We start from the raw sequence: 24,500 nt of genomic DNA on the forward strand, positions 1-24,500 counted from the left end.
TGCCGGCGAGGCGGTGACGGACCCTGGGGCGCACGCAAGGGCGCGGCGACGACGCGGGGCCGGGGGAGTTCCACCGGTGCAGCTCAGGGGCTGGCGAAGGCGGTCCGTCGGAAATGTTTCTACCATAGAAACGCACTGCGATGCCCAAATCTGGGCATCAGCGATCTTGAGGCCCCAACATGCACCCCTGCGCACTTATCAGTGCCGGCAGATGAGACCGCGGTGCAGATCGCCGGGGAGCGACTCGATCTCGGCGTCGGTGAGGTCCCGGCCGGCGAGGGCCTCACACAGGTGGTCCTGCCAGAGGGTCGGGTCCAGGGGCGTGACGGCGCCGGTGAGGTCCGGAGTGAGGTAGATCATCTGGCTCAGATCCGCCGAGACGTCGAGGAAGGCTCCTCTGCCCTCATCAGCTGCGGGGCTGGTCAACGAGTACGAGTCGGTCAGGGCGCCCTCCTCGATGTCGTAGACGCCGAGCTGGTTACCCGTACCAAGGATGAACACACCCTCGTCGTCCGTGAACCTGGCGACGAAGGGTACGGAGGCGTCCTCGACCAGGCTGGGCAGCGGCCCGATCACCCGCCGCAGCGGATCCGTGCGCCACAGCTCCAGGATGGCTCCGCTCCGCAGGACACCGAGGTACTTGCCGCTCGGGTCGAACTGGACCGCGATCGTGTCGGCCGGCAGGTCGAGGGTCTCGAGCACCTGGCCGGACCGGATGTCCACGATCATGACGCCCTGGTGATCGAAGACGGTCACCGCGATCGTGCCGGCATCTGGTCCCGGGCCTGCTGACACGGTGGCGTCAGGTCCGGAGCGGTCCCCCTCCGGGATGAACCTGGTCAGGTCGAGCTCTGCGAGCTCGGCACCCGTGGCCGCGTCCCAGAGCTGGACGATCAGGTCGGACCTGGTCATGACATCTTCGCCCGAGAAGTGATAGCTGAAGTCCGAGGTGGCGGGCTCGATCACCCGCGGACCCGGGTCCGCGACACCCCCGAGAAGGGATCCGAGGCCCACCTCCAGCTCGGACACCTTCGGTTCGTGCGCCTCGATCGTCGTCAGCACTGCGAGCGTGTCGGCGTCACGGACGGCCACGACGTCCAGGCCGGCCCGCTCCAGCACCACGGTGCCGGCGCGGTTCTCCCTGAGCTTGTCCGCACCTTGGAACTCCCAGTACGGCTCCAGCCGGTGCCTGCTCGCGAGCGGCGGGGTCGTGGCGTCATCCTCCGGGTCGAGCGACCGAGAGACCATCCGGCCGTCGTCCTGCACGACGTACAACCGGGAACCGTCGGCGGAGAGGGTGCTCGCCGACGCCGCCGCGCCGTCCTCCCCGGACCACGGCACCTCTCGGTAGACGTACCCGCCGTCGCTCCGCCCCGTTCCGTACAGGACGCCGCCGTTCTCGAAGAGCCGGTCTCCTGCGACGTCTAGGTCCGGGCTGGACAGAGTCTTCCCGGTCTTGAGGTCGATCAGCTCCGGGGCGTGATACAGGTACCGCCCCGCGCTGTCGATGAGCGGTGATGAGCACTGGAACGCCGCGGCGCGCCGCAACGGGTCGCCCACCGGCTTGCCGTCCGAGGTGCGGAACGTCTCGAAGATCACGTGCTCCTCGCCGTCGGCGCGGCAGGTGACGATCATCGAACCGGTGGTCGAGACCGCGACGTCGTTCACGGTCGGCGACACGTCCCAGGTCTTGCCGGTCGTCACGTTCAACGCCACGAGCCGGGAGAGGTCGTCACCCGCTTCCTCCTTGACCCTGGTGACGAGGCGCTCCGCCTGGTCACCTGCGAACCAGAGGTCCCATGTCATTCCGGGGACCACTGGCGTCTTGTGGATCACCGAGCCGGTGACGAGGTCCCAGACGACCACGCGGTCCCAGACGCGTGCGGCCACATAACGGCCGTCCGGCGAGATCGTCGGGTCCACGTTCACGGACCAGCCCCAGAGGCTCTCCATGGTCGAGCCGTCGAAGAGTTCGGAGTCGATGACTTCCTGATCTGCTTCCGCCGTCTCGGGCACGCCGGCGGGCGCGAGATCGTGCAGCTCGCCCAGGGCATCCGAAGCCGACTGTTCGATGTCGAACCGCGCGGCGCCGCCGTCCTGGTAGAAGACGACGGCGCGGCTCCCGTCCTCGGCGAGGACCACGTGCTTGGTCCGCTTCTCCGTCACGATCGTGTGCCGCGTCGCCGGTCCGGAGACGGCGCGGGTCACGATGTCGATCGAATATCTCGACCGGCGCAGGAAGACTTCACCGTCGGCGCTGGCGACAACCGCCCCGGCCGACAGAGGTGCGGGTGCCGAGACGATGCGGGCGTCCTCGGCGTGCCGCACATAGGTCCGCAGGAGCTGGTTCCGGGACTCCCGCGTCGGTTCCGTCGCGTACGCCGCCAGCGCGGTCATCGCTGACAGCGACGGGTCGGTGAGCGCGAGGTTCTGGGACTCCCGCACCAGGGAGTGCGAGTCCGCGATCACCTGTGCCTCGCGGGCGTTCGCCCAGCCGACCACCGCGGACGTCGCGAACACCGCCGCCACGGCGGTCACCATGGCGAGCCCCGTGGCCGCCAGAGCCCTGGTGCGTGCACGCCGGCGACGCCGACGTCGCCCGGCGGCGAGGTAGTCCCGTGCGTGCCTGTCGAGGAAGTCCTGATCGGTGCTGTCGGGGAACGCATCGAGCTTCCCGTCGGCCTCGTCGAGCGCCTCCCGGCCAGGCGCCCGCTCCACGTCCCGTCCCTGGGCAGCCCATCGTGCAGCGTCACGCTCCAGCCCGGTGCGCCAGATCAGGAACGACGCGTGCTGCTCGATCAGGTCGGCGAGCAGCCCCCACTGCCTCGTGACCGTCTCGTGCACGAGACTCACCACCGGTTGCTCCGTACCTGCGACCGCACCGATGACGAGCAGCCCTTCGGACGCGAGTCGATGAGCGACATCCCGTTGCCCTGGTGGCAGGTCTGCCACCGGCAAGGTCCGGCGGACCGCGTCGGCGTCGCGGTCGTCCTTGCTCACCAGGCGGAGCAGGAGCTGGCGCCCCTGCTGCTCTCTCGCGGCCAGACCCTCCCAGACCTGTCCGGCCCGCTGATCGATCGCCCCCGTGGCGCCGCCGAGCGCGTAGTAGGCGGCTACCGTCAAGGTGAAGGGCGTGCCGTTCGCGCGCGATTCGGCCCAGCAGCTCGACCAGAGCTGGTTCACGACGTAGCTCAGCAGTGGCAGCGGCGCCGCCACCGGCGCCAGGTCCGTCAGAATCCGGCGCACGAGCCCGGCCTCGACCTGCACACCCGGATGGGCCGATGCCGCGTCGAGCATGTCCCCCAGGGCCCCCGTGTCGGGCGGGCTCAGCAGCAGCGGGCCGCTGGTCAGCCGGGAGAGACGATCATCTGCCTGAAGCCGCGCGTAGGTGTCGGGGCGCAGAGTCAGGACCACCCGGAGGCCTGCCGGGACGTCGTCCGAGCAGAGCCGCGCGAGGGCGTCGTCGCCCCCTGGCGTGGCGAGGATCTCCTCGACCTGGTCGAGCACCACGAGGTGGTCACCACGCCGACCACCAGCACGCCGCTCGTCGGTCCCGTCCAGCAGACGGAGGACGTCGTCGACCGGTCTCGCCCCGTGACCCGAGCCGCGGATCACCGAGACGTCGTCGCCGCGTGCCCGCACCCGTGGCACGAGCCCCGCCAGGACGAGGGACGACTTCCCTGCTCCCGACGGGCCGACGACGCTGACCCGGCGCTGGTCGCGGATCCGCTCGAACAGGTCGGCGGACTCGGACTCGCGTCCGTGGAAGTGCGCGCGGTCCGACTCCTCGAACGCGGCAAGCCCCGGGAACGGCGTCCGGGGCCGGACCACGGCTGCCAGGTCCACGCCCAGGCCCTCTTCATCGCACACCCGGGCAAGCGCGTCGAGCACCGCCCGGGTCGGGATCAGCGTGGTGCCCCGCACCGAGAGAACCCCCACGACCCCACCGCCGGCGGCATCCCAGGCGGCGGCCCCGGCGAACCCCTCCCCGAGCCGGTACTCGCCCGCCACCGGGTCGAGCTGAACGCGCCCGGACGCGTCCGCGGCGCGCACCAGCGCCCTGGCCAGTACCCCGTCGTCATAGCCCACGGGAAAGCCGAGCGCCTGGACGTGTCTGCCCCACAGGTCCCCCGCCTCGATGAGGGGCACCGGCGCGGCTCCGGTGATCGGCTCCGTGAGCCGCAGCAGGGCGAGCTCGGTCGCGCCGTCGGACGCGACCGCGCGCCCCACCACGTCCGCCGCCGTCTGCCCGCGCGCGCCCGTGACCGGTTCGAGCATGATCGGGTGGTCCGGAGCCGGACCCTGCTCTGCCGACCAGGTCGCGACGGCCAGGTCCGCGGCCACGAGGACCGCACGGCCGACCGTCGCGCCGGTAGGTCCCGGCTCTCGCACACGGATCAGGGACGACGCGAGCGGGGCGACGAGGGCGTCGTTCATGGTGTCGTGCTCCCCGCAGCGCAGCTCGCCGTCTTCACGCACAGGTCCCGCGTCCAGGCGGCCGGGTCGATCGGCACGTCGATCACGGGCGCGTCGAACTCGTGCCGATAGAGCACGCGATCACCGCCGGGAGAGATCCCGGAGATCGCGCCCTCGCTCGACTCGAGCGCGATCTCCTCGGCCGGCCCGCCGAATCGATAGGTCTCCGGCGCGGGGATCTTCGCCGGTACCTCGGACAGGTCGTAGATCTCCAGGCGGCTGTTCGCGCCGAGCGCGAATCGGCCGTCGTCCAGGAACCGAGCCGTCCATCCGGTCTCGCTACCGACCTCGACCGGTCCGACGACGACGTCGGTGAAGTCCGCCGTACGCACCTCGAGCCGCCAGTCCTGCGACAGGGTCACGACGTACTGTCCCTGCGGATCGAACTGGAGAGCGACGAGGTCCGGCGCTGTCGGCAGGATGCCGGAGTCGCCGCCCGTGCGCAGATCGATCAGCGTGGTACCGGGAACACCGGGGTGGCTCACAGCCAGGTGGCCGGGAGAAGCCGCGGGTGAGACGACCGCAGGGAAGCCCTCGTCGGCCGGGGAACGAGTGGTGGCCAGATCGAACCGTCCGAGCTCCGTACCGTCCGAGGTGTCCCAGAGCTGGGCCAGGTCGTCGGACACCGTGATCAGGTTCCCCGCCGCGTCGAAGAAGAACCGGAAGTTGTCGAGGAAGTGGCCGTGGGTCTCGTCGATCTTGCCCGGCGACCCGGTCAGGTCGCGGGTGACGGCGCGTCCGACGTTCGCCTCCGCGGGCTCGGCGATGTCGACCGTAGAAACCTCGCGGAGCGTCGCGGCGTCGCGAAGGACGACACGGCCTGGCCCCTCATGACTCGCCACCAGCTCGCCCTGGAGGTCCACGCGGAGGCCGTCCTCGCTCTGGAGCGCCCAGTCGTCGGCGAGCACCTCCGCCGTCGCGGTCACCTGCCCGGTGTATCCCACCGAGCGCTGAACCACATGGTCCGCACGCTGCTCGTAGCCGTCGTAGCGGTTGGCGATGGTAAGCACGTCGGCACCGTCGCCGACGTAGACGTGGTCGATGTCCCGGTGGGTGTCCCGACGGACGGTCTCGCCGGACAGCACGACCTCAGCCTGTTGCAGCGGTCCGTCCCCCAGGCCCGGACCGAGCTCGTAGTACCGTCCGCCAGCCTTCGCGAGTACCTGATCGATCGATGACCAGCGGGCAGGGACAGGAGCGGACGCGATCCGCCCTCCCGTGTCCAGGTCGATCACCATGTGGCTGTCCGAGGAAAGCGCGGCGAGCGTCAGGAGCTGACCGGAATGGTCGATACCTTGCAGCAGACAGGCGTACTCCTTGCCGGTCAGGACGAACCGTCCGAGCTCCGCGCCGTCCTTCGCTCGGTACCGCGTCAGCTCGACACCACGCGGCTGCTCCCGGCAGGCCACGAACGAGTCACCGTCACCAGAGAACAGCCAGTCCTGGGCCCCCTGCTCGATGGTGCTCCGGCGGCCCGATTCCAGATCCACGGTCGTGGCGCCCATGACACCCGTCTCATCGGAGAACTCGGTGGGATGCAGCGGATCGACGAGCACCGTCGACCGCAGGCCCTGGGCGTCGAGCCCCGTGGTCCGGTAGAGCGTGTTCGGCGCTGACGCTTCGTGCGTGATCCGGCCGTCCGACAGGTCCCAGCGCACGAAGTGGCCCCAGATCCGCCCGACGACGACGTCGCCGTCCGGGGTGATCGTGGGAATCATCCCGCTCTCCCCAGCATCCGGGTCAGAAGGCTCCGGCACTCGCTCGCGCACGTTCGTCAGCTCGTGCAGGGGTCCGTGCAGGCCCGGCTCCCCCCGGAGCACGTCGAACCAGATCGCAGCGCCGCTCTCAGTACCCACGACGACCCGGGATCCGTCCGCGGCCACGTCGATACCGACGGCCCGCTTGATCTCCGTCACGTCGACGTGCCGGAGATCCGCCGAGGTGACGCCCGTGTAGAGCGTGATCCGGCCGCTCTCGCTCGCCGCCACGACGACATCACCGTCCGCGCTCTGCGCCGCGCTCGCCGGGCTTCCCAGTCCCGCGGGAAGCAGGCGCGTGATCGTGTGCTGGTCCAGATACTCCTCGAGCAGGCGATCACGCGCCTCGTCCGTCGGCGCGGTGCGCCAGGCCGCCAACGCTTCCACGGCTCCCTGGTACGGGTCGAGGGCCGCCGATTCCCGCGACTGGTCCGCGAGCTGCCTGGACTCCCCCAGCCTCACCTGCTCCGCGGCCGCCCGGTCGGTGAGCACGCGCACCGTACCCAGGACGAGCAGCAGCACCAGCGCCGCGGCCCCGGTCACCGTCCAGGCGGTCCGACGTCGGCGCCGACGCCGGAGCCGCGCCCGCCCGGCGGCAAGGTAGTCCCGCTGCTCGGCCGTGAGCCGGTCGCCGTGGTTCGCCTCCCACCGGTCTGCCACCCGGACGTCGGTCACGTCGGGCAGCAGCTCGTCGCGTCGCCCGTCCGAGGCGGCCCAGCGTCCGGCGTCGTACCGGACGCCCTCGAGCCAGCGCAGGAACTCCTCCTCCGACTCGACGAAGTCGCGCAGGCGCTTCCAGGAGACGAACAGCGCATCGTGCGCCAGCTCGACATGGACGGATCCCGTGTCACCGTTCTCCGGTTCCACGTCGCCACGGTCGCGGGTGACGAACAGGCCGACCGAGGTCAGGCCTCGGACGAGCTGCTGCTCCGGGGGTGTCAGGTCCGACCAGCGGGCCGGACGACGTGTCCACCCGCCGCTCTCGGCGGGCCGGTGCCGCACGAGCCGGGTGAACAGGTGCGGGAGATGGTCCTCGACCCCCGGGTCGACCCGGGAGAGCCAGTCGGTCGTGGCCTGGTCGAGCGCTCCACCGACCCCGCCCCTGGCGTCGTAGCCGGCGTGCGTCATGATGCTTCCGGGCGCGCCGTCCCACATGGCGTTCAGCGTGTGGCTCAACAGCGGCAGGGGCGCCGCGCTGCGCCGGGCGTCCGCCAGGATCCGGTCGACGAGCCCTTCCTCGTAGCGTGGTGCCGGGTGGCGGCCGCCGGAGCGTTCCACGACGGCACGCAGCCCGTCGTCGTCGAGCAGCTCGATCTCGTACGTGGCACTGACCGCGCGTCGCAGGTCGGCGTCGACGAGGACGGCCTCGAGGAAGTCGGGTCGCAACGTCGCGAGCACGCGCACGCCGTCGGCCAGGTCGGACCCGAAGAGTGCGTGGGTCATGGCGGCACGGTCCTGGTCGTCGAGGTCGAACACCTCCTCGAGCTGGTCGACGACGACGAGCGTCGGGTGCCGAGGATCGCCGCGCGGCAGGAGCTCGGTACCGGACGGCCACAGCGAAGGCCGCACGGTGACGACGTCGTACCCGGCTTCGCGGAACAACGGCACCACGCCGGCGAGCGCCAGGGACGACTTGCCGTGCCCCGAGGGCCCAAGGATCGTGGTCCGGCGGTACTGCGTGAGCTTCTCGAAGACCGCGGCGGCGTCGGCGTCACGACCGAGAAACTCGGCACGCATGTGCTCCTGGTACGGAGCGAGCCCTGGGAACGGTGACGGACGGGCCAGGCGTGCGCTCTCGTCGTACGGCGCGAGCACGTCCAAGAGGGTCGAGGCCGGGATCGCCGCGGCGGCGGGGACAGAGCCGAGGTCGGCCGCGGTGACCATGCCGACGACTGTCTGTCGCACGGGGTCCCAGACCGGTCCACCGCTGAACCCCTTGTCGATGCGATGTCCGACCGCGGATCCCTGGTTGAGCTGGATCCAGCCGGACGCGACGGCGCCCTCGACCGTGGCGTCGTGCCAGACTCCATCCCCGTGCTGGGCCGTCATCCCGAAGGCACGGACGCGGGCGCCTCGCTCCTGCCATGACGGATGCTCGAGAGGCGCAGGGGCCGTGCCATCGATCACGTGGTCGAGACGGAGGACCGCGATGTCGTCCGCGGCGCTGCGGGGTCTGGTCTCGGCGGCCCAGTGCTCCACCGTAGCCGGAACCGCCGCGCCGGCCCGGTTCACGAACACCGCGCCGAGCTGCACCGACTCGCCCGTGACATCTGCTGACCGTTCCGTCCCGAGCGCCAGGTTGACGACGTGGGAGCAGGTCACCGCCAGGCTCTCCGACACGAGGTACGCCATACCGACGACGTCGTTCCCGCGCCGGACGGTGAGGATCGACCTCAGCAGCGGAGCCATGTCGCGCCCGGCGTCGAGCGGCCTACCGGTCGCCTCGTCAGTCATCGGCACCCTGCGGGTCGGAGCTGATGCACCGCCCCGGATCGTCGTCGCGCCGCCAGGTCAGCGAGACCTGGAAGTTCGCCTCGGCAGCAGCGCGCGACACGACAACATCGGCCTCGGAGCTCAGGCTGACCCCGAACGTCACCTCGATCTCGTCCGGTGCGTCGGTGGCGGACCGGAACGAGCTGACCATCCCTTCGACCACCGGCCGTACGCGTTCGGCCATCGCCCCCAGCGACTCGCTCGCCCGCACGACGATCCGGTCGCCGCGCCCCACGTCCACCATCCCGGCGGGAGCGGGCACCTCGACGAGCACCGTCGGGTCACCAGGGTCATCGCTTGCGCGGACTTCCACGTACGCGGGCATGTGTGGAGGGTAAACGGGACAAAAATCCGCGCATAATCACATGCCCGCCTTGACGTCGGACACGCCGTCTTGAGCCGCTCGAGGAACGGCCGAGCGCGGCGCGGCGGATGTTCGCCTCCGGATGACTACGATCGCGGCGTGCCGCTTCCCCTGCCCCTACCTGGGCTCTCGTTCACCGCGATCGACTTCGAGACAGCCAACCCGAACAAGGCCTCCGTGTGCGCCGTCGGTGTCGCCCGCGTGCGGGACGGTCAGGTCGTCGAGACCCTCGGAACGCTCGTGCGGCCCCCGACCGGCTACGACGAGTTCGGGTACTACAACGTCCGGGCCCACGGGATCCAGGCTCAGCACGTCGCGAGCGCCCCGTCGTGGAGGTCGGTGCACGCGACGATCGTCGACTTCATCGGCGCTGACCCGATCGTCGCCTACAACGTCCCCGCCGACCGGGCCGTGTTCGAGAAGGCGTCCGCCGCCTACCAGCTCGCGGCCCCACGCAACGCGTGGGTGGATGCCCTCCGGCTGGCCCGGCGGCACCTCGTGCTGCCGAAGTACTCGTTGCCGCAGGTCACCAGCGCGCTCGGGCTGCCCTCGTTCACCCACCACGACGCGCTCGCCGACACGATCGCCGCGGCCCACGTGACGGTCGCGCTGTGCCATCAGGCGGGGCTCGCGGCGTTCGCCGGCCCGGACGCGCTCGCCGGCGTCAGCCCCGCTCGTCGTCCGGGCGCAGGTTGGCGAACAGGTCGTTGAAGGCCTCGGTCATGGACGGGTGGGTGTAGATCTCGTCGCGCAGCTGGCTCGCCGTGATGCCGTGGCGCATGGCGAGCGCGACGGTGTTGATCGTCTCGTGGGAGTCGTGGCTGAGCATCGTGACGCCGAGGATCTGGTCGGTCTCGGCGTCGACGACGGCCTTCAGCACGCCGCGGGGATCGTGCACGATCCGTGCGCGCGGGACGGTCGCCATCTCGGCCACCTGGCGCCTCGCGACGAGCAGCGGACGGCCGGATGCGCGGGCCTCGGCCTCCGTGAGGCCGACCCGGGCCAGCGGCGGCGTCATGAAGAGCGCGAAGCCGACGGCCTTGCGGTCCGCCGTCGTGCGCCGCCCATCCCCCACCAGGTGGTCGAGCACGATGCGGTAGTCGTCGAGCGAGACATAGGTGAACTGCGGGCCGCCGTTGACGTCGCCGACCGCGTAGACGTGCGGCTGGGTGGTCCGCAGGTGCTCGTCGACGACGACGGCGCCGCGCGCGTCGGTCTCGATCCCCGCCGCCTCCAGGCCGAGGCCGGTGGTGTGGGGACGGCGTCCGACCGCGGCGAGCACCGTATCCGCCTGGACGGTCTGCTCCGCACCGTCGTGGTCGGTGTACCTGACCAGGGCGGAGGTGCCGTCGTCCTCGATGTGGGTCACGCTGGTACCGGTGCGGATGGTGACGCCCGCCTCGGCGAGGATCTCCGCGGCAGCGGCGGCGATGTCGTCGTCCTCGGTGCGCAGGATGCGCTCCCCGCGTTCGAGGAGGGTCACGTGGGCGCCGAACGCGGCGTGCATGGAGGCGAACTCGACGGCGACGTAGCCGCCGCCGATGACGACCAGGTCGTCGGGGCGTTCGGCGCGAGCGAGCAGCCCGGTGCTCGTGACCACGTGCGCGCTCTCGCGCAGGCCCGGCACGGGCGGGAGCTCCGGGTCGGCGCCGGTGTTGATGACGATGGTCCTGGCGGTGACGTGCAGGGTGTCGTCGCCCGCCTGGACCCGCAGGGTGTGCGGGTCGGCGAAGGTCGCGGTCCCGGTGAGCACGGTGACGGTGTCGCGGGTGTCGAGCATGGCGAAGTTCTTGCCACGCATCATGGTGGTCAGGGCCTCGGTGCGCTGCGCCGCGCGGTGGTACCGGGTGGGCCCGGGCAGGGAGTCCGGGCCGTGCTCCGCGTCGTACACGAGGGCCTTGGTGGGGACGCAGCCGATGTTGATGCAGGTGCCGCCGTACAGCTGGTCCGACTGCTCGATCATGACGACGCGGGAACCCCGTCCGGCCATGGTCGCGGCGAGGGTCTTGCCGCCTTTGCCGAAGCCGATGACGGCGAGGTCGACGTCGAGCTCGGCGGGCTGGGCTGCGGGCTGGGGCGTTGTAGTCGCGTCTGCGGGGTCAGCCATGCGTCGAGTGTGCCGGGCGCGCCAGGTCCCCACCAACGCAGTCGGCTGCTTGCGCGAGCGGCGTCAGGCGTGCTCCGCGTCGTGCGCCATGACGCCGAGGATCTCCCAGACGGTGTGCGCGGCGGCCAGCCCGGTCAGCTGCGCGTGGTCGTAGGCGGGCGCGACCTCCACGAGGTCGGCGCCGACGATGCCGAGCCCCGTGAGCCCGCGAAGGGTGGTGAAGAGCTCCCGCGTGGTCAGGCCGGCGACCTCTGGCGTGCCCGTCCCTGGAGCGTGCGCTGGGTCGAGCACGTCGATGTCGACCGAGAGGTAGACGGGCCCGCCCTGCACCCGCCTGCGGATGCGCTCGATGATCGTGTCGACGCTCTGCCGCTCGTAGTCGTCGGCTCGGACGACCTGGAACCCGAGGGCTTCGTCGGCTTCGAGCTCTGACCGGTCGTAGACGCCGCCGCGCAGACCGACGTGTACGCATCGGCCCAGGTCGAGGAGGCCCTCCTCGGCGGCGCGACGGAACGGCGAGCCGTGCCAGACGGGCGCGCCGTGCAGCGTGTCCCAGGTGTCGAGGTGCGCGTCGAAGTGAATCACCGCGACCGGGCCCTGACGCTTCGCCACCGCGCGCAGGAGGGGCAGCGCGATCGTGTGGTCGCCGCCGAGCGCGATCAGGCGTGTCCCGTTCGCCGCGAACGTGTCGGCTTCTCGCTCGATCGTGGCCACGGCCTCGTCGATGGAGTACGGGGAGACGCCCAGGTCACCGGCGTCGACCACTTGATGCACGGCGAACAGCGAGACGTCGTGGGTCTGGTGGTACGGGTGCAACTGCCGGGAGGCCTCCCGGATGTGGCTCGGGCCGAAGCGGGCACCCGGGCGGAAGCTCGTGCCGGCGTCGAAGGGGATGCCCAGGACGGCGACGTCGGCGTGCGCGACGGAGTCCAGGGTCGGGAGCAGGGCGTACGTCGCGATGCCGGCGTAGCGGGGTATGCCGGGAGTGTCGTTCTGGCCGATCGGCGCTTGGTGGTCGGTCATGTCGGTGAGCCCTTCTGGATCGTCGGGTAGGTCACGACCAGCCAGCCCCAGAGCACGTCTGCCACCTGTGTGGCGTCCAGTCCGGTGGTGTCGATGACCAGGTGGGGGTTCGCCGACTGAGGTGGCCGGCTGTTGTGGAACAGCGAGAGCCCCGCCGGGTGCTGGTGTCGGCGTTGCCTGTCCTCGAGCTCGCTGTCGTCGGTCTTGAGCTCGACGATGGCGACGACTGCCGAACCCTGCCGGTCCAACTCCCCCAGCTGAGCTTCGAGATCGTGGTTTGCCTCGGGCTCGAAGGCCTGCCCGTCCACGATCACGCCCTGGCCGGCCCGCAGCATCGCCGCGATCGCCGCGTTCATCGCGGCCAGCATCAACCTGCCGTCCGGACCTGTCCGGATGCGCCGGACGCCGTCGCGCCCCTCGACGTCCTCGTAGCGAAACCCGAGGTCCGAGTGCCGGGCCTCCGGCAGCCCTCCGCTCCAGTGATCCGGCACCATGCGGAAGAGCTCATCGAGGCCGAACCGCAGGAGCGGGACCTCGGCACGGTCCTGGATCGTCGTCGTCAACGTCGACTTTCCGGCGGCCGACGGGCCGTTGATCACCAGGCACAGTGGTTGTGGGGCGCTCATCGCTGAGACTCTAACCGGCTCGGCTCCGGCGGCGGTGGTGACGTCGTAGGTGATGAGGTGCCGGGTGTGCGAGCCGGAGCGGACCGCTAGACGGACCGCGCTCTTCCTAGACAGGCTGCACTCTCCGCCGGATACGCGTCAGGATGCTCCGGGTCGCGACCCTGTGAATGCGCGAGTCGATCACCAGGAGCCGGTAGACCGCACCGAGCACACCTGGGAAGGTCGCGTCGGTGTGCGCCTCGAGACGGGTGCTGGTGGCGTCGGGCAGATGTGTGCTGGTGCCTGTGCCGTCGGAGATCAGCCGGAAGGTGAGGGTGTAGACCGAGAAACGGTGGACGCCGTCGAGCACGAGGCAGTCCGGCGGGTCCGCCGTCATGACCCGGAACCCCGGGACTACCGAGCCTGGCGCGAGCGGACGAGGGCCTGAGGACCGGCGGTCGCGGCAGCCGATCGTTCGCACGTACCAGGACGGCTGTCCGAGCACCTCGACCTGGTCGAGGACCGCGCGCCACACCGCCTCGGGCGGAGCGCTGATCGTCGTGGAATGCACGTCACGGTAACGCCGCGGACCGACCATGCTGGGACCTTACCGGCGGGGGCGCTCATGGACGGTGCGCCCTCAGTTGAAGATGGCCGTCAGTAGCCTTCCCGCGCCGCGGAATATCCAGACGATCCCTCGTCCCAGGGGCGACGCCGGAGTCGATGAGGTCGCCCACCTTCCAAAGCCATCCGATGCCGCGGCCTGCTGCGCGGAACGGCCGGCCTACCTGGTACCAGAAGCCTTACCGTCTATGCCGCGTCTCGGTCATGGGCGCAGGATGGCACGGGTGCCGGGTGTGGAGGCCGAGGAGTTGGGACGCTGGTCGGCCCAGGACGCCCGGGGCGAAGAGGCTCGCCAGCCTCAGGCGCCCGAGAGAATGATCAAAAGTTGATCATGTGGTTTAGGGGCGCTGAATCGTTGGAATTCTGCGGTTCGTAGTCTAGCTGGGGCGAGGCGTGCCTGCTGCGTGCCACTCCGAGATCAGATGCTGGTATTGCGCCGAGACGCGACGTCGCCGCGCGGCTCCAGCCAGGCCTCCAAGGTTCCCCACGTGTGAAGTCAGGCGACCCACGGGCCGAGCTTTGCCTGCATAGGGTCCATCCGGCCGAACGGCGGCTGATAGGCCTTCTGCACCATCGAGTGCCGGCCCTTCGCAGTGCCGCAGATCGCTGCGGCCATCTTGACGTTCACCTCGGCTCGTAACGGGAGCCCGAGGTCTTTGCGGTCCGCGTATTGAACGCAGTGCTCGCAGCCGCACTCCACGATCACCGTGGGAATGTCAGTACGTGATTCTGCAGTCACCGAGTCCGTCCTCTCGCCACCATCAGGTGCCGTCACACCCTACTTAGCCGATACCTAGCACACGGACCGCAAATGAGTCACAGCCCCTGCACTGTTAGGTCCACCCTGGGCGTGACAGGTGAGTCGGACCACCTGACTCCCCTTCGTTTCGGTCACCACCGGATCTTAGGGGCCCGAATCTGTTGGGTAGCGCTGCCGGCACGATCCAGCGTCTCAGGATCCGGGTCCTCCCAGGACCAGACCTCTGCACTCACAGACCTCAGAGTCCGGCCCACTCTCGCTGCTGGGCAAGCGCGGCCTTCGCAGGCCAAAGCACCGGGTCAGAGGGGAGCCGGATCTTCCTGTCACCGATCTCTCGCTCATACTCGGTGCCTTGCAGACTCGGTGAAAGAAGGACCACCCGGATCGAGTCGTGCACGGCCATCAGCCCCTTGTCCCAAAGCCTGTGCACGTCAGCTCGCAGCAGGAGCCCATTTGCCACGGCGCTGGATTTCGGTCCGCTGTAGGGGCGGATGTGCGCTGCCTCGAGCGCCTCCGGCACGTCACAACCGGTGACAGCGCATCTTCCTTCGTAGGCGGCAAGGACACGGTTCCTAAAAGCTGCCTGCTCCCCACGAATCACAACCTTGCGCAGTGATCGCTTGCGCTCATCGGACAGATCTAGGGGGTCGAACACGGTAGGGTCACCGTCCTCTTCAAAGAGGGCTGTAGTGACTCGGACGGCCGCCGGGCCGTCCGTTAACGAGACTCGCGCCAGGTCGTTCGCCACGATCCCGTCGAGAATGGCCCTCAGCGCCTGATTGGTCACCGTCCCACCATCGAGGTCTGTTTCGTCAGGCCATCTGCCTGTCGTTGCCTCGATGATCGCGGCCAGCAGCAAGTCCTTGCTGGGGAACTGTCGTCGACTCCCATCGAAGCCCAGGCCGTAAGCGACCGCCTCAAGAAAGGGTCGTTCGACGCTTGACCCTTTGGCACAGGTGAAGTGGTCAATCGCTAAGGCATCAGAGATGGCAGACATCAACGGACGCTCGGGTTCACGCGTCCCAGTACCCACAGCCGCTCTCGCCATGCCCGCACTGTAGCGCCTGGGCTGGTACCAGGCAGCTTTCGGAAGCGCCCTTGACCTGGCCCTTCGCCATCGTCGCTTACCTGAGCCCCGCTGGGCGCAGTGACCAAGATAGTCAGAGTAGTACCTGCAGCTGCTAGGCCGTGCTGGCCGTCCGGCTCGTGCCGCCGAGGTCGCCGCCGGCGGCGGCAAGTGGCTCCCAGCGTCCCAGGAAGACGACTGTAGGCCTGACGTTCGCGAGCGCGACTGCCGGTCTCTGACTACCAATTAATAGGCACTCATTCGCAAGACGCCACGGGTGCGGAACGCCCGCGGACACACTTCTCGACTAGGTCAGCCGCTCTTAGGTCCAAGTCGTGCTCCCAGACTCGGATGACCAGCCATCCCAGTTCAGTGAGCGCGCGATCTGTGTCAGCGTCGCGAGCAGCGTTGGCGGCGAGTTTCTCTTGCCACCAGGCGGAGTTCGAACGTGGCTTTGTGCCGTGCTCGGGGCAGCCGTGCCAAAAGCACCCGTCGACGAAGACAGCGACCTTCAACCTGGTGAAGGTGATGTCGATCGTTCTGCGCCGCTGCCCAGGGACCGGGTAGGCCACGCGATAACGCAGTCCCCGAGCGTGGAGTTCTCGCCGCAGTGCGACCTCTGGTGCGGTGTCGCGCCGCCGTGCCCGCGACATCCGTGCAGAGACGCCCGTCGACGATGAGCCCGGGTGGGCCGAAACGTGCTGGGGAACCATCCGCGTAGCTACCTGCTGGTCGGCGGCCACGCGATGGGCCCGCGGCTGGCCGTCAGACATCAGGCGTACGACTCAGCTTTCGACCGCGCCTTCTCCTGGCCTCGGAGCACGGCCTCACGGACCTTCTCCCGAAGATCACCGCCTGTATCGGCAATTGTCTTGCGCACTGCGTCGACCACGAGCTGTCCTCGCTCGTCGAGCTCAAGCAGCCAAGCGTCCCGCTTGATCTGTGCAGCCAACGCCTGGGCGACGATCCCGCTGTTCACCCCGTTGCCCAGCTGCTTCCACGTCGCCGACTCCTTTTGGCCGGCCCACGAGAATTCGCTCGGCAGCCCCTGCAGCAGCGCCCCTTCTTCGATGGTGAGTCGACGCTTGAGAGGTCCGATGATCGGTGTCTGCGAGATCGCCACGAGGGCCGGAAGGTGCGTCAGACGCTTGACCCGCAGTCCGGACGGACGCATCGAGATCACGCAGTTCTTGATCGAGGTTTCCCACTGAGCTTGCCACTCGAGCTTCTGCCGTGACTCCGGAAAGCTTCTTGTGGTGCCGAGCCACGTCGCGGTCCACTCCTTGTCAAAGGCCCGCAGCCGGTCGTAGAGCCTGTAGTTGTTCGTGAGGTGGCTGACCTTCCAGGCCATCCCGGCAGCGTTTCGGAGCTCCTCAGCGCGCTGGGTCACGTCGGTGGTCCACACGTTGGCCCAGATCGGGAAGCCTGGCAGTTCCTTCGCTGGGCGCCCCTCGGCGTCAGCCTCGTGGACGAGCATCTCGCGGGCCTTCTTGACGAAGGCGTCCCAGTGGTCGATCCACTTCCATTCCTCCGGTGAAACGCTCGGCCCACCTTCGAGGTCCCCGTTGAGGGGAAGATCCTTCATCAGGTCCCACTCTCGGGCCATCTTGAGGTCGGCCAACGAGATCGGCTCAACCTCGTCCTTCGCGTCTGGCAGAACAACCTCGCGGTTCGCGATCGCATCGACCACGACCGACGTCGGCCGCTCCGGCTTGACACGCGTGGCGGCGATGAACACTCGATCACGCGTCTGCGGGTGCCCGCCGGCCTCGGGTGCGACGTTCACCGGAGAGAGGATCGCTGGGGTGCTGCTCACCCGGTATCCCCGCTCCCGGAGCTTGTCGATGATGACCTTCCACTCGTGGGTGTGGCGGGGGCCAGCAAGGTTCCTGACGTTCTCCAGCAACACGACCGCGGGCTTGCGGTCTTCGATTATCCGGAGGATGTCGAAGAACAGAGTGCCCCGTGTCTCGTCCATGCCGCGCTGCGCGCCGGACTTGGAGAACGGCTGGCAGGGGAAGCCTGCGACCAGGACGTCGTGCTCAGGAACGTCTACCTCACTGGCGCTCTGAGTGTCGATCGTGATGTCACCCTTGGCGTTGCTACCTAGCGGCTTCGTACCCCAGTTGGCCTCGTAGACGCGCTGTGCTGCGGGGTCGATCTCGACGGCGTACACGCACTCGCCGCCCATCGCGTCGAGTACAGCGTGGAACCCGCCTATGCCGGCGAACAGGTCGATGTACTTGAAGGCCGGCGTACCAGGCTGGTTGTCGCTCACGGGCACTCCGTCGATGGGCTCTTGTTCGAACACGTGTTTAGCTAACCTCATCCAACGCGAGAACGCAAGTACCACGGCGGGGTGTTATGAGGGCAGCGCCAAGTCTCCCACGGTCCGACCCCCGACGCGCCTGTGCCAGGGTGTGCAGGTGACCGAAGCCACGTTCAACCCTGCGACCTCGATCCCTGAGGCGAGTGCGCGCATGTTCGCTCTGACCGCCTCCCCGGACGCCGGGACTCGGGGACCGAAACGATCACTCGTGGCGCTGGCGCAGAGCCTGGGGCTGGACGTGGACCTCGCAGCGGTCAACGCAGAGCTCGGCGGGCAGATCGCTGCCACTCTCGGCACCGACTGGCGGCCCGAAGTCGACTACCGAAGCCTTCAGATCTCGTTGGAGGGTATGAACCGGGTGCTGCGCGCGGCATCCCAGAACCTCGCTGCGCTCTCGCATGCTACGACGGTGTCCTCGGCTGCGACCGCAGCCCAGGTGCTCAAGGCACTCCCAGGATTCAAGCCAGCCCGGCGGAAGCAGGAAGCGGTTGACCGTATATGCGACCTCGCTGGCGTTCCGCACGACAAGCTTGGCCCTGGCGGCAAAGAGCACATCTGGACACTTGAAGACCTCGCCAAGCGTCTCGCGCCCCACCTTCTCGACCGGAAGCAGACCAAGCACCGGCTTGCAGCCGCCTTGTGCGCCGAATTCGGCGTGCCGTGGATCGCCAGCGCAGGATCGACCGGCGCCAGCATCACCCTTGAGGGCCTGAATCTGATTCTTGGCGGTGCCGAACGGCGAGCCAACGTCGCATCGTCTGCATGGGCAACCGCCAGGGAAGAGGGAACCGCACTGGTCGATGTCCTTCGCCAGGGCCTGCCTGAGCACTGGGACGCACGTAACTGCATCGAATGGATGCGTGAGAGCGGCTCCACCCAGTGGCGCCAGATGGAGTGGGCCGGCTTCTACTTCGAGGAGAAGGTCCGCGAACTCCTCAACGAGGCCTACCCCACGCCTCCTGTCGGCGGTCCCCGCGCCCGGTTCGGTAGCACGGTATTCGACTACACCTCTCCCACGCGGGTCTGGGACGCGAAGGCGCACACCGCCAAGACCACGAACATCCCGCCCGACGGACAGCCAGCCAAGCGCGCCAATAGCACGATGTGGCTCAACGACGCCCGCGCGGTCCACGAGTGCGTCGCAGAACAGGGGCTCGGGTTCCTGATCGTCGACGGTCTCGCCGGACTCGACGCACTCGGGGAATTCCGCGCCTGGCACAAGGCGTATGCAGAGTCCGACGGGCGGCCGCTCAGCGGATATGTCGCGAGCACGGGTACCTCGCGCCCGCGCAAGGCCACCTGGGCCCCCTTGAGCCTTCAAGCCATCTGGATCGAGAACGCACTTGAGCTCGATGCCGGCATCGCCGGAGGCTGGCTCGTGCAGAAGGATCAGCCCGACTGGGGCGCTGCCGACGCGAAGCGCAAGCGCAACGACAAGTTCCAGGGAAAGACCGACCTCGCGGGACAGTGGCAGGTCGCGTCATACGCCTGGAGCACCGCGGAGTAACAGTTCACATCACGCCCTTGGGCCCGAGGACCAGTTGTCTACGAATAGATGCAACGACGGGACGGGCGATTGCAACCTCCCGCCCCGTCGTCCTCACGCCATGTTCTTCAGCGCCTTCGCGACCTGGACAGGCCGACTGCGCAGCGTTCGCGCGTCCGTCCAGACCAGGGTCCGCCCGGAGCCGAGAACCTCGGCGGCCACTGCCTCCTGGAACGGACTGTGGTGTGCGTTCCGGCGGCTCCAGAGCGGATGGCCAATGACGACTGCGCGATTGGCGTGTGTCAGGACATGCACACCCTCGATAACCTCGACCTCGTACGGATCGACCATGGCTCCGAAGGCCGAGCCGAACGTGTCGACAGACCGAGGAACCTGGTCAAACCAACGGTCCAGGGTCAGGTCGTTCCCGAGCGCGAGGTCGACGACGTCGAGCGCGAGCCTCCAGTCCAGCACCGAGTGCAAGTGTCGGTTGTCCCAGGACCGGAGGCAGTCCGGGCAAGACCCGTCGCACTCGGTGTGTGCTGGGCTCGACCACCGCGCGAGTGCGAGCTCGTGGATCTGGTCGAGCACCGAGCCGACCCGCGATCCTGCAAGTTCGATCGCGTATCCAGCGCCGTTCTCCAGGGTGTCGGCGACGTACACGGCCGCGGTGTGCGTGCCGTCCTCGTCGCGCCGGGGCTGCAGACCGACCGTGAGCTCGTCAGGGTCGATGTCGAGCTCGGCTTGCGCCCCGCGGCGGAGCGCTTCAGCGAACGAGTACATGGCGGCGATGCCAGCGGGGCAGTCCGCCTGATCGGTGGGCAGGACGGCGCTCGGCAGCGTGTCGGAACGCACCAGAAAGAGCGCCGCGTCGGTCCGGCGGACGTCACCGATCGCACCGGTACCGATCTTCGTCAGTGAACGGTTGCCCGGCTCCTTGTCCGAGACGATCACGGACTTGTTGCCAAGCCGGTAGAGGGAGTACAGCTCCTTACGGTTGTCGTTGATGGTTACGAGGTTCGCGTCATCGAGCTTCCAGATGTCGAGCGCGCCGAACCTGTCCGCCTGCAGATGGTCAAGGTTGGTCCACTCCAGTGTCGGCCGTGTCGCGGTCGCCGCCCGGCTGTCGCCAAAGTCGCCGTCGTTCCTGATCCGGTCCGTGCGGAAGCCGGACGGCTGGTAGACGGTCATCGGTTGGAGCGGGCCGTTGCACACAGCGCACAGCGATGGCAGTTCTGCGCGCGAGGCGGCGAACGAACCCGGAGCCCCCGCGATCGTCGAGGAGCCGCAGGCTCGGCACCGCGCGAGCGCGAACGATGACTCGAGAGGGTTCTTCGACTTGATTGCCCCTGTCCGCTCGCGATACACGTCGGCGAATCCGTCAACCTTGTAGACCCACCCGTCGTTTACCACCTCGGCGCCTGGCGCGAAGAGTGAGATCGCCTGGTTCAGAGGCCGATCGCTGATCTCGTCGTCAGTCAGCGAACCGTCGGGGGCCGTGCGAAAGAGGGACCGCGTACGGGTCGGGAAGCCGAACATGGGGAGCACACCCGCGTTTGCGAGTCGCTCACTGAGAGCTGCCTGCGTGTACACGGGCGAAGCGACGACCTTGTCGATCTCGTTCGCCAGGTCACCGCGGGCCCATTGAGCGACGTCCTCGAGCTGATGACGGGCGAGCCCGGTGAACGCTCCGAGCCGCTCGACGACCTCGTCGACCTCCGGGGCAGATAGGAGCCACTTCTCGACGACATCCCGCATCGGCGGCACACCCTCATCACCAGTCAGCCAAGATGCAACGTGACCGAACTGGCCATGGACGCTCTCCCTAATAGTTGTCGGTCGCTCCGGCACGGTCAGGTAGGCCCGCCTCAGCAGCTCCGCGGCCACGACGCGCTGGAGGATCTTGACGCGGTTCGTGTCGAGGAAGGGCTGCGGCGGCTTGTCGCCCGTGATCCGGCCCGGGTTGGCGAAGTAGAAGTCGTCGTGCGAGCGGTCTCGGCAGAGGGTCGCCGCGAACGAGAACGCCTGTCCCTTGCGGCCCGCGCGCCCGACACGCTGTTGGTAGTTGAATCGCTTGGGCGGCATGTTGCCCATTACGGTCGACCGTAGCGACCCAATGTCGACTCCTACCTCCATGGTCGTGGTCACCGAGAGGACATCCAGTGGCGTCGTCAACGGGTTCTCATGCGGGCTCTGCTTGAGCGCGCCCCGGAAAACCCGCTGGCGCCGGCGTTGCTCCTCCGGCGGCCGGGTCTGGCCCGTCAACTCAGCAGCCGCCAGACGCTGCGGCGTCTGCCTGGTCAGCCAGACGTAGTAGTCGTCCTCAACGAGGTCGGGGCGCGGACGCTTCGCCAAATCACCCTCGCATCCCCTGCGTACACAGGTTCCCGCGGATCCGTGCAGGTGCCGCTGGCCACACCTCCGGCACTCCCAGACAGTGTCGCCGGCGGGAACGACGACGATCGGGACGTCGGCGGCGGCGAAGTCGACGAGTCCGTTCTGGAGCAACGGCTGCAGAGAGTCCGAGACCTCCCGCAGCAGTTCCTCCGCCTGGCGTCCGAGCCGCGCGGCCGCGCGGCCGACGAAGTCCTTGACGTCCTCGGGCATCGTCACTTGGATCCGGCCGTCGTTGTCCTGAGGTGCCCAGAGTCCGCCGCCGACGTAGATCCGTAGCGCAGACCGGAGCACCATCGCGAAGTCGTCCGAGGGCGAGTCCTTCAAGGGCCGCGGCAAGAGGGAGGCGAGCAAATTGTCCTCCGCGTCCCGCTCGCTCCGCGACCCACCGACAAGGGCATCTGCGACCGAGCCGGCCGTCTTCTCGTAGTAGACCGCCTGGAACGCATTGCGCGCGTGCTCGTCACCGAGCGGCGTCCAGAGCCCTGGCTGAGGCGGCTCGAAGGCGCGGTACCAGGGAGTGTCCTGGGAGTCTCGGAGGGTAAGGAGCGAGGCACGCGGGCCACCTGGCGGCACACCCAGCGCGATCAGGTGGTTCATGACGTGACGCACGACGGTCGTCCAGTCCTGGGACCGGTCAGCTCCGAGCGTGGTCTCGAAGGCCTCGACCTCCGCAACCTGCACCGGGCTGGCGTTGCCAGCAGCGATCGCAAAGTAGGCAGGGAGGATCGCGATGTGCTTCTGGGTCAACTGCCCGAACCGGGCCTGGAGCTCGGGGCTCAGCGTGCCTGCCACACCTCCCCTGAGGATGGATGCGACGTCTTCGACGGGCGCTTCGAGCGCCTGACCGACCTCCTGTCGGACCAGGTCGCGGTAGTGGTTGAGCGTCAGCCCGACGGTCATGCGTGCCGCTTCGTCTCGCGAGTCGCTGAATACGATCGTCCTGCTGGAGCCCTGGTCGTCGCCGAGCCTGCGGAAGATCTCCGAGACGAGAAGCTGTGCAGCCTGGGTGGCACCCTGCGTGTGACCGCGGAGGGCCGAGCTCACGCGCCCAGCACGGAACTCGGTCTGGCGCCGGGTGTGGGTGCATCGCGGGCACTGCGATGGAAGAGCTGGCGGCTGCCAGTCCTTGTCTGCGGAATGGACCTGGACCATGGTCCCGGCGCCCGACGGGTCCGGCGTGATGTATCCGCTCTCCGGGTTGAGCGTCGCAGCGACGAACGTGTACGTGACGGGCTTTTCCCTTCCCGTGTGGTTCCATCGTGTGCCGCGTCCAGCCGGCGCTGGTGAGTACCAGACGTACTCGTCCACCCGCCGCTCGAAGACCATGCGGGGGCGCTCGAGCCCGGCGCCGGCCGCGTCGATCCCGAGAAAGTGCTCGTCCTTCCCGAGGTCCGCCACGATGTGACCGCCGAGGCTGGCGTCGCCGCACTTGCCGCAGTAGATGAGCTCGAGAACACGGCCGCCGCAGTCGCATTGGTGCACGGGGCGAGCGAACAGCCGTCCGATCCCGGGCGTCTCACGGGCTTCGTCATGCCGGATCTCACTGCATCCCGGGTTCGAGCACGCCCACATGCCCCTCATGGTGCGCAGGAAGAAGTGAGCCCGGAAAGGGATCGCTCCGGATCCGTCCGCCGTCTCCGCCAGCTTGTGGACCAGCGGCTCCAGGTCCTCGATCGTGGCATCAGGCCCGAGTGCCCGGGTCGCGATCGTCTGCACCGCGGTCGCTCGGACAGCACCTTCCGCGTCACGACACGCTTCGGCAAGAAGCGTCGCCAGCGAGTCGGGGTCGAGTTTGTGAGCACTCGCCGTCGTGGTCGGGAGGTCCATCGCGACGGAACGGGGCTCACCGGCGATCTGCTGGAAGGTGTGCTGCGGGAGACCGAAGAAACGCTCCAGGTACTGCCCTTGATCGTCGTCCAGCGATGCGCTCGTCGCGATGACGCGTACCTGCGATGACTCAGGGTCGAGTCCGAGCCTGAGCAGCAGGTTGCGGAGAATTAGGGCGACCTCCGAACCCTGGGTTCCCCGGTAGAGGTGGAGCTCGTCGACGACGAGCGTGAAGACGTTCGCCGGGTCGGATGCGAGCCACTGCCGGGTCTGCTCAAAGATCGGCGCCTCGAGCGGGCGCATGAGCATGACGTTGAGCATGGAGTAGTTCGTCACGAGCACGTCGGGCGCGTCAGCGATCATGTCCCAACGGGTGACGAGTTCGACGCGGCGGGGGTCGGCGAGGTAGTCCTGGACCTCGGGCTGGTCCGCGAGCGCCTCGTACTCGTCGACGAGCCGCTGCAGGTCCTTTCCGAGCTCCGCGACGCGGGCCCCCTTCTTCGTGGTCGAGGGCACGGACGTGCCGCCCGGTGCCCCGGAGGTGTAGCGGCCGAACCAGAGCGCAGGTCCGCCGTTGTCGTGGATCCGGCGGGCGGTGCGGCGCAGGCGTGACATCTGGTCCTCGACCAGGGCGTTCGTCGGGTACAGGACCATGGCGCGGACTGCGGACGGTCGGGTCTCATCCTTGCGGACCGGCGACCACCGACCTGCGCCATCCCACCAGGCGTTGCCGGTCTGGCGGTCCTTTGCCCATGTTCGAGACTCCATGAGGAGCCTGGCGAGGACCGGAAGCAAGAACGACTCGGTCTTGCCCGAGCCGGTGCCCGACGTGATGACCGGGTTTCCGGGTCCGCTCTTCGACGTGGCAACGCGGAGGGCGTCCGCCTGGTGCTGGCGCAGCCGCACCTCTGTGCCGGCCTCCGTCCCGAAGAGGCCGTGCACAAGCCACTCGGCCTCCTCTTCGGTCAGGCCCGCATCACGGCAGGCTTCGAACGCGTCGACGACGCCGTCGTAGGGAAGCACCGGTTCCAGGAGCGGGTAGGGCAATAACCTGACGTCCTCGGTGAGGAGGCGCCGGCGCTCTCGACGCAGGCCCTCGTCTCGCACGTAGAAGGCGGTGTCGATGTAGCGCAGCACGGTCTCGTTGATCGAGCGGCCGAGGTCGATGGGGTTAGGGGAGCTCATG

Annotated in this window: 14 protein-coding genes; 2 read left to right on the forward strand and 12 right to left on the reverse strand. The window is 68.6% G+C overall.

What is annotated here, in order from left to right:
• Positions 1-198: 198 nt before the first annotated feature.
• From AB0F40_RS01070 to AB0F40_RS01080, 3 genes are read right to left on the reverse strand one after another with little or no spacing between them, the layout of a single operon-like run.
• Positions 199-4,437, reverse strand: coding sequence for a hypothetical protein (locus AB0F40_RS01070; protein ID WP_357462781.1), 4,239 nt, complete (start codon positions 4,435-4,437; stop codon positions 199-201).
• Positions 4,434-8,687 carry a trypsin-like peptidase domain-containing protein gene (locus AB0F40_RS01075; RefSeq protein WP_357462784.1) on the reverse strand — a complete coding sequence of 1,418 codons (4,254 nt, stop codon included), beginning with the start codon at positions 8,685-8,687 and terminating at the stop codon, positions 4,434-4,436. The genes AB0F40_RS01070 and AB0F40_RS01075 overlap by 4 nt, the downstream gene beginning before the upstream one ends.
• Positions 8,680-9,051, reverse strand: a complete 372-nt coding sequence (locus tag AB0F40_RS01080) for a CU044_2847 family protein (RefSeq protein WP_357462787.1) — start codon at positions 9,049-9,051, stop codon at positions 8,680-8,682. Before AB0F40_RS01080 ends, AB0F40_RS01075 begins: the two co-directional genes overlap by 8 nt.
• 138 nt (positions 9,052-9,189) lie before the next feature.
• Between AB0F40_RS01080 and AB0F40_RS01085 the strand changes: the two genes are divergently transcribed.
• The gene (locus tag AB0F40_RS01085; RefSeq protein WP_357462790.1) at positions 9,190-9,801 is read left to right on the forward strand and encodes an exonuclease domain-containing protein; all 612 of its coding nucleotides are present in this window, start codon (positions 9,190-9,192) and stop codon (positions 9,799-9,801) included.
• Here the strand turns inward: AB0F40_RS01085 and AB0F40_RS01090 are convergent.
• The 8 genes from AB0F40_RS01090 to dcm form a co-directional block, all read right to left on the reverse strand.
• On the reverse strand, positions 9,755-11,197 hold the full coding sequence (locus AB0F40_RS01090) for an FAD-dependent oxidoreductase (protein WP_357462793.1): 1,443 nt from the start codon (positions 11,195-11,197) through the stop codon (positions 9,755-9,757). The genes AB0F40_RS01085 and AB0F40_RS01090 overlap by 47 nt on opposite strands.
• 63 nt (positions 11,198-11,260) lie before the next feature.
• The gene (gene speB / locus AB0F40_RS01095) at positions 11,261-12,220 is read right to left on the reverse strand and encodes an agmatinase (protein WP_357462796.1); all 960 of its coding nucleotides are present in this window, start codon (positions 12,218-12,220) and stop codon (positions 11,261-11,263) included.
• A complete protein-coding gene (locus AB0F40_RS01100) occupies positions 12,217-12,846 on the reverse strand; it encodes a chloramphenicol phosphotransferase (protein WP_357462799.1) in 630 nt (209 codons plus the stop codon). The genes speB and AB0F40_RS01100 overlap by 4 nt, the downstream gene beginning before the upstream one ends.
• 106 nt (positions 12,847-12,952) lie before the next feature.
• A complete protein-coding gene (locus AB0F40_RS01105) occupies positions 12,953-13,396 on the reverse strand; it encodes a hypothetical protein (protein WP_357462802.1) in 444 nt (147 codons plus the stop codon).
• A gap of 549 nt (positions 13,397-13,945) precedes the next feature.
• Positions 13,946-14,188 (reverse strand): hypothetical protein, encoded by a 243-nt coding sequence (locus AB0F40_RS01110; protein ID WP_357462805.1) that lies wholly within the window; start codon positions 14,186-14,188, stop codon positions 13,946-13,948.
• Between the two features lie 259 nt (positions 14,189-14,447).
• Positions 14,448-15,206, reverse strand: coding sequence for an HNH endonuclease (locus AB0F40_RS01115; RefSeq protein WP_357462808.1), 759 nt, complete (start codon positions 15,204-15,206; stop codon positions 14,448-14,450).
• 326 nt (positions 15,207-15,532) lie between these two features.
• Positions 15,533-16,048, reverse strand: coding sequence for a very short patch repair endonuclease (locus AB0F40_RS01120; RefSeq protein ID WP_357462811.1), 516 nt, complete (start codon positions 16,046-16,048; stop codon positions 15,533-15,535).
• Positions 16,048-17,553: a DNA (cytosine-5-)-methyltransferase gene (dcm, locus tag AB0F40_RS01125; protein ID WP_357462814.1), complete on the reverse strand. Its 1,506-nt coding sequence runs from the start codon at positions 17,551-17,553 to the stop codon at positions 16,048-16,050. Before dcm ends, AB0F40_RS01120 begins: the two co-directional genes overlap by 1 nt.
• A gap of 148 nt (positions 17,554-17,701) precedes the next feature.
• Between dcm and AB0F40_RS01130 the strand changes: the two genes are divergently transcribed.
• Complete coding sequence (locus tag AB0F40_RS01130; RefSeq protein ID WP_357462817.1) at positions 17,702-19,111, forward strand: hypothetical protein; 1,410 nt, start codon at positions 17,702-17,704, stop codon at positions 19,109-19,111.
• 93 nt (positions 19,112-19,204) lie between these two features.
• On the opposite strand, the gene AB0F40_RS01135 is transcribed toward AB0F40_RS01130, so the two are convergent.
• Entirely contained in the window at positions 19,205-24,499 is a 5,295-nt protein-coding gene (locus AB0F40_RS01135) for a DEAD/DEAH box helicase (RefSeq protein WP_357462820.1), read from the reverse strand.
• Position 24,500: the final 1 nt, after the last annotated feature.

The sequence above is a fragment of the Promicromonospora sp. NPDC023987 genome, from assembly GCF_040639055.1.
In the GTDB taxonomy this organism is placed as follows: domain Bacteria; phylum Actinomycetota; class Actinomycetes; order Actinomycetales; family Cellulomonadaceae; genus Promicromonospora.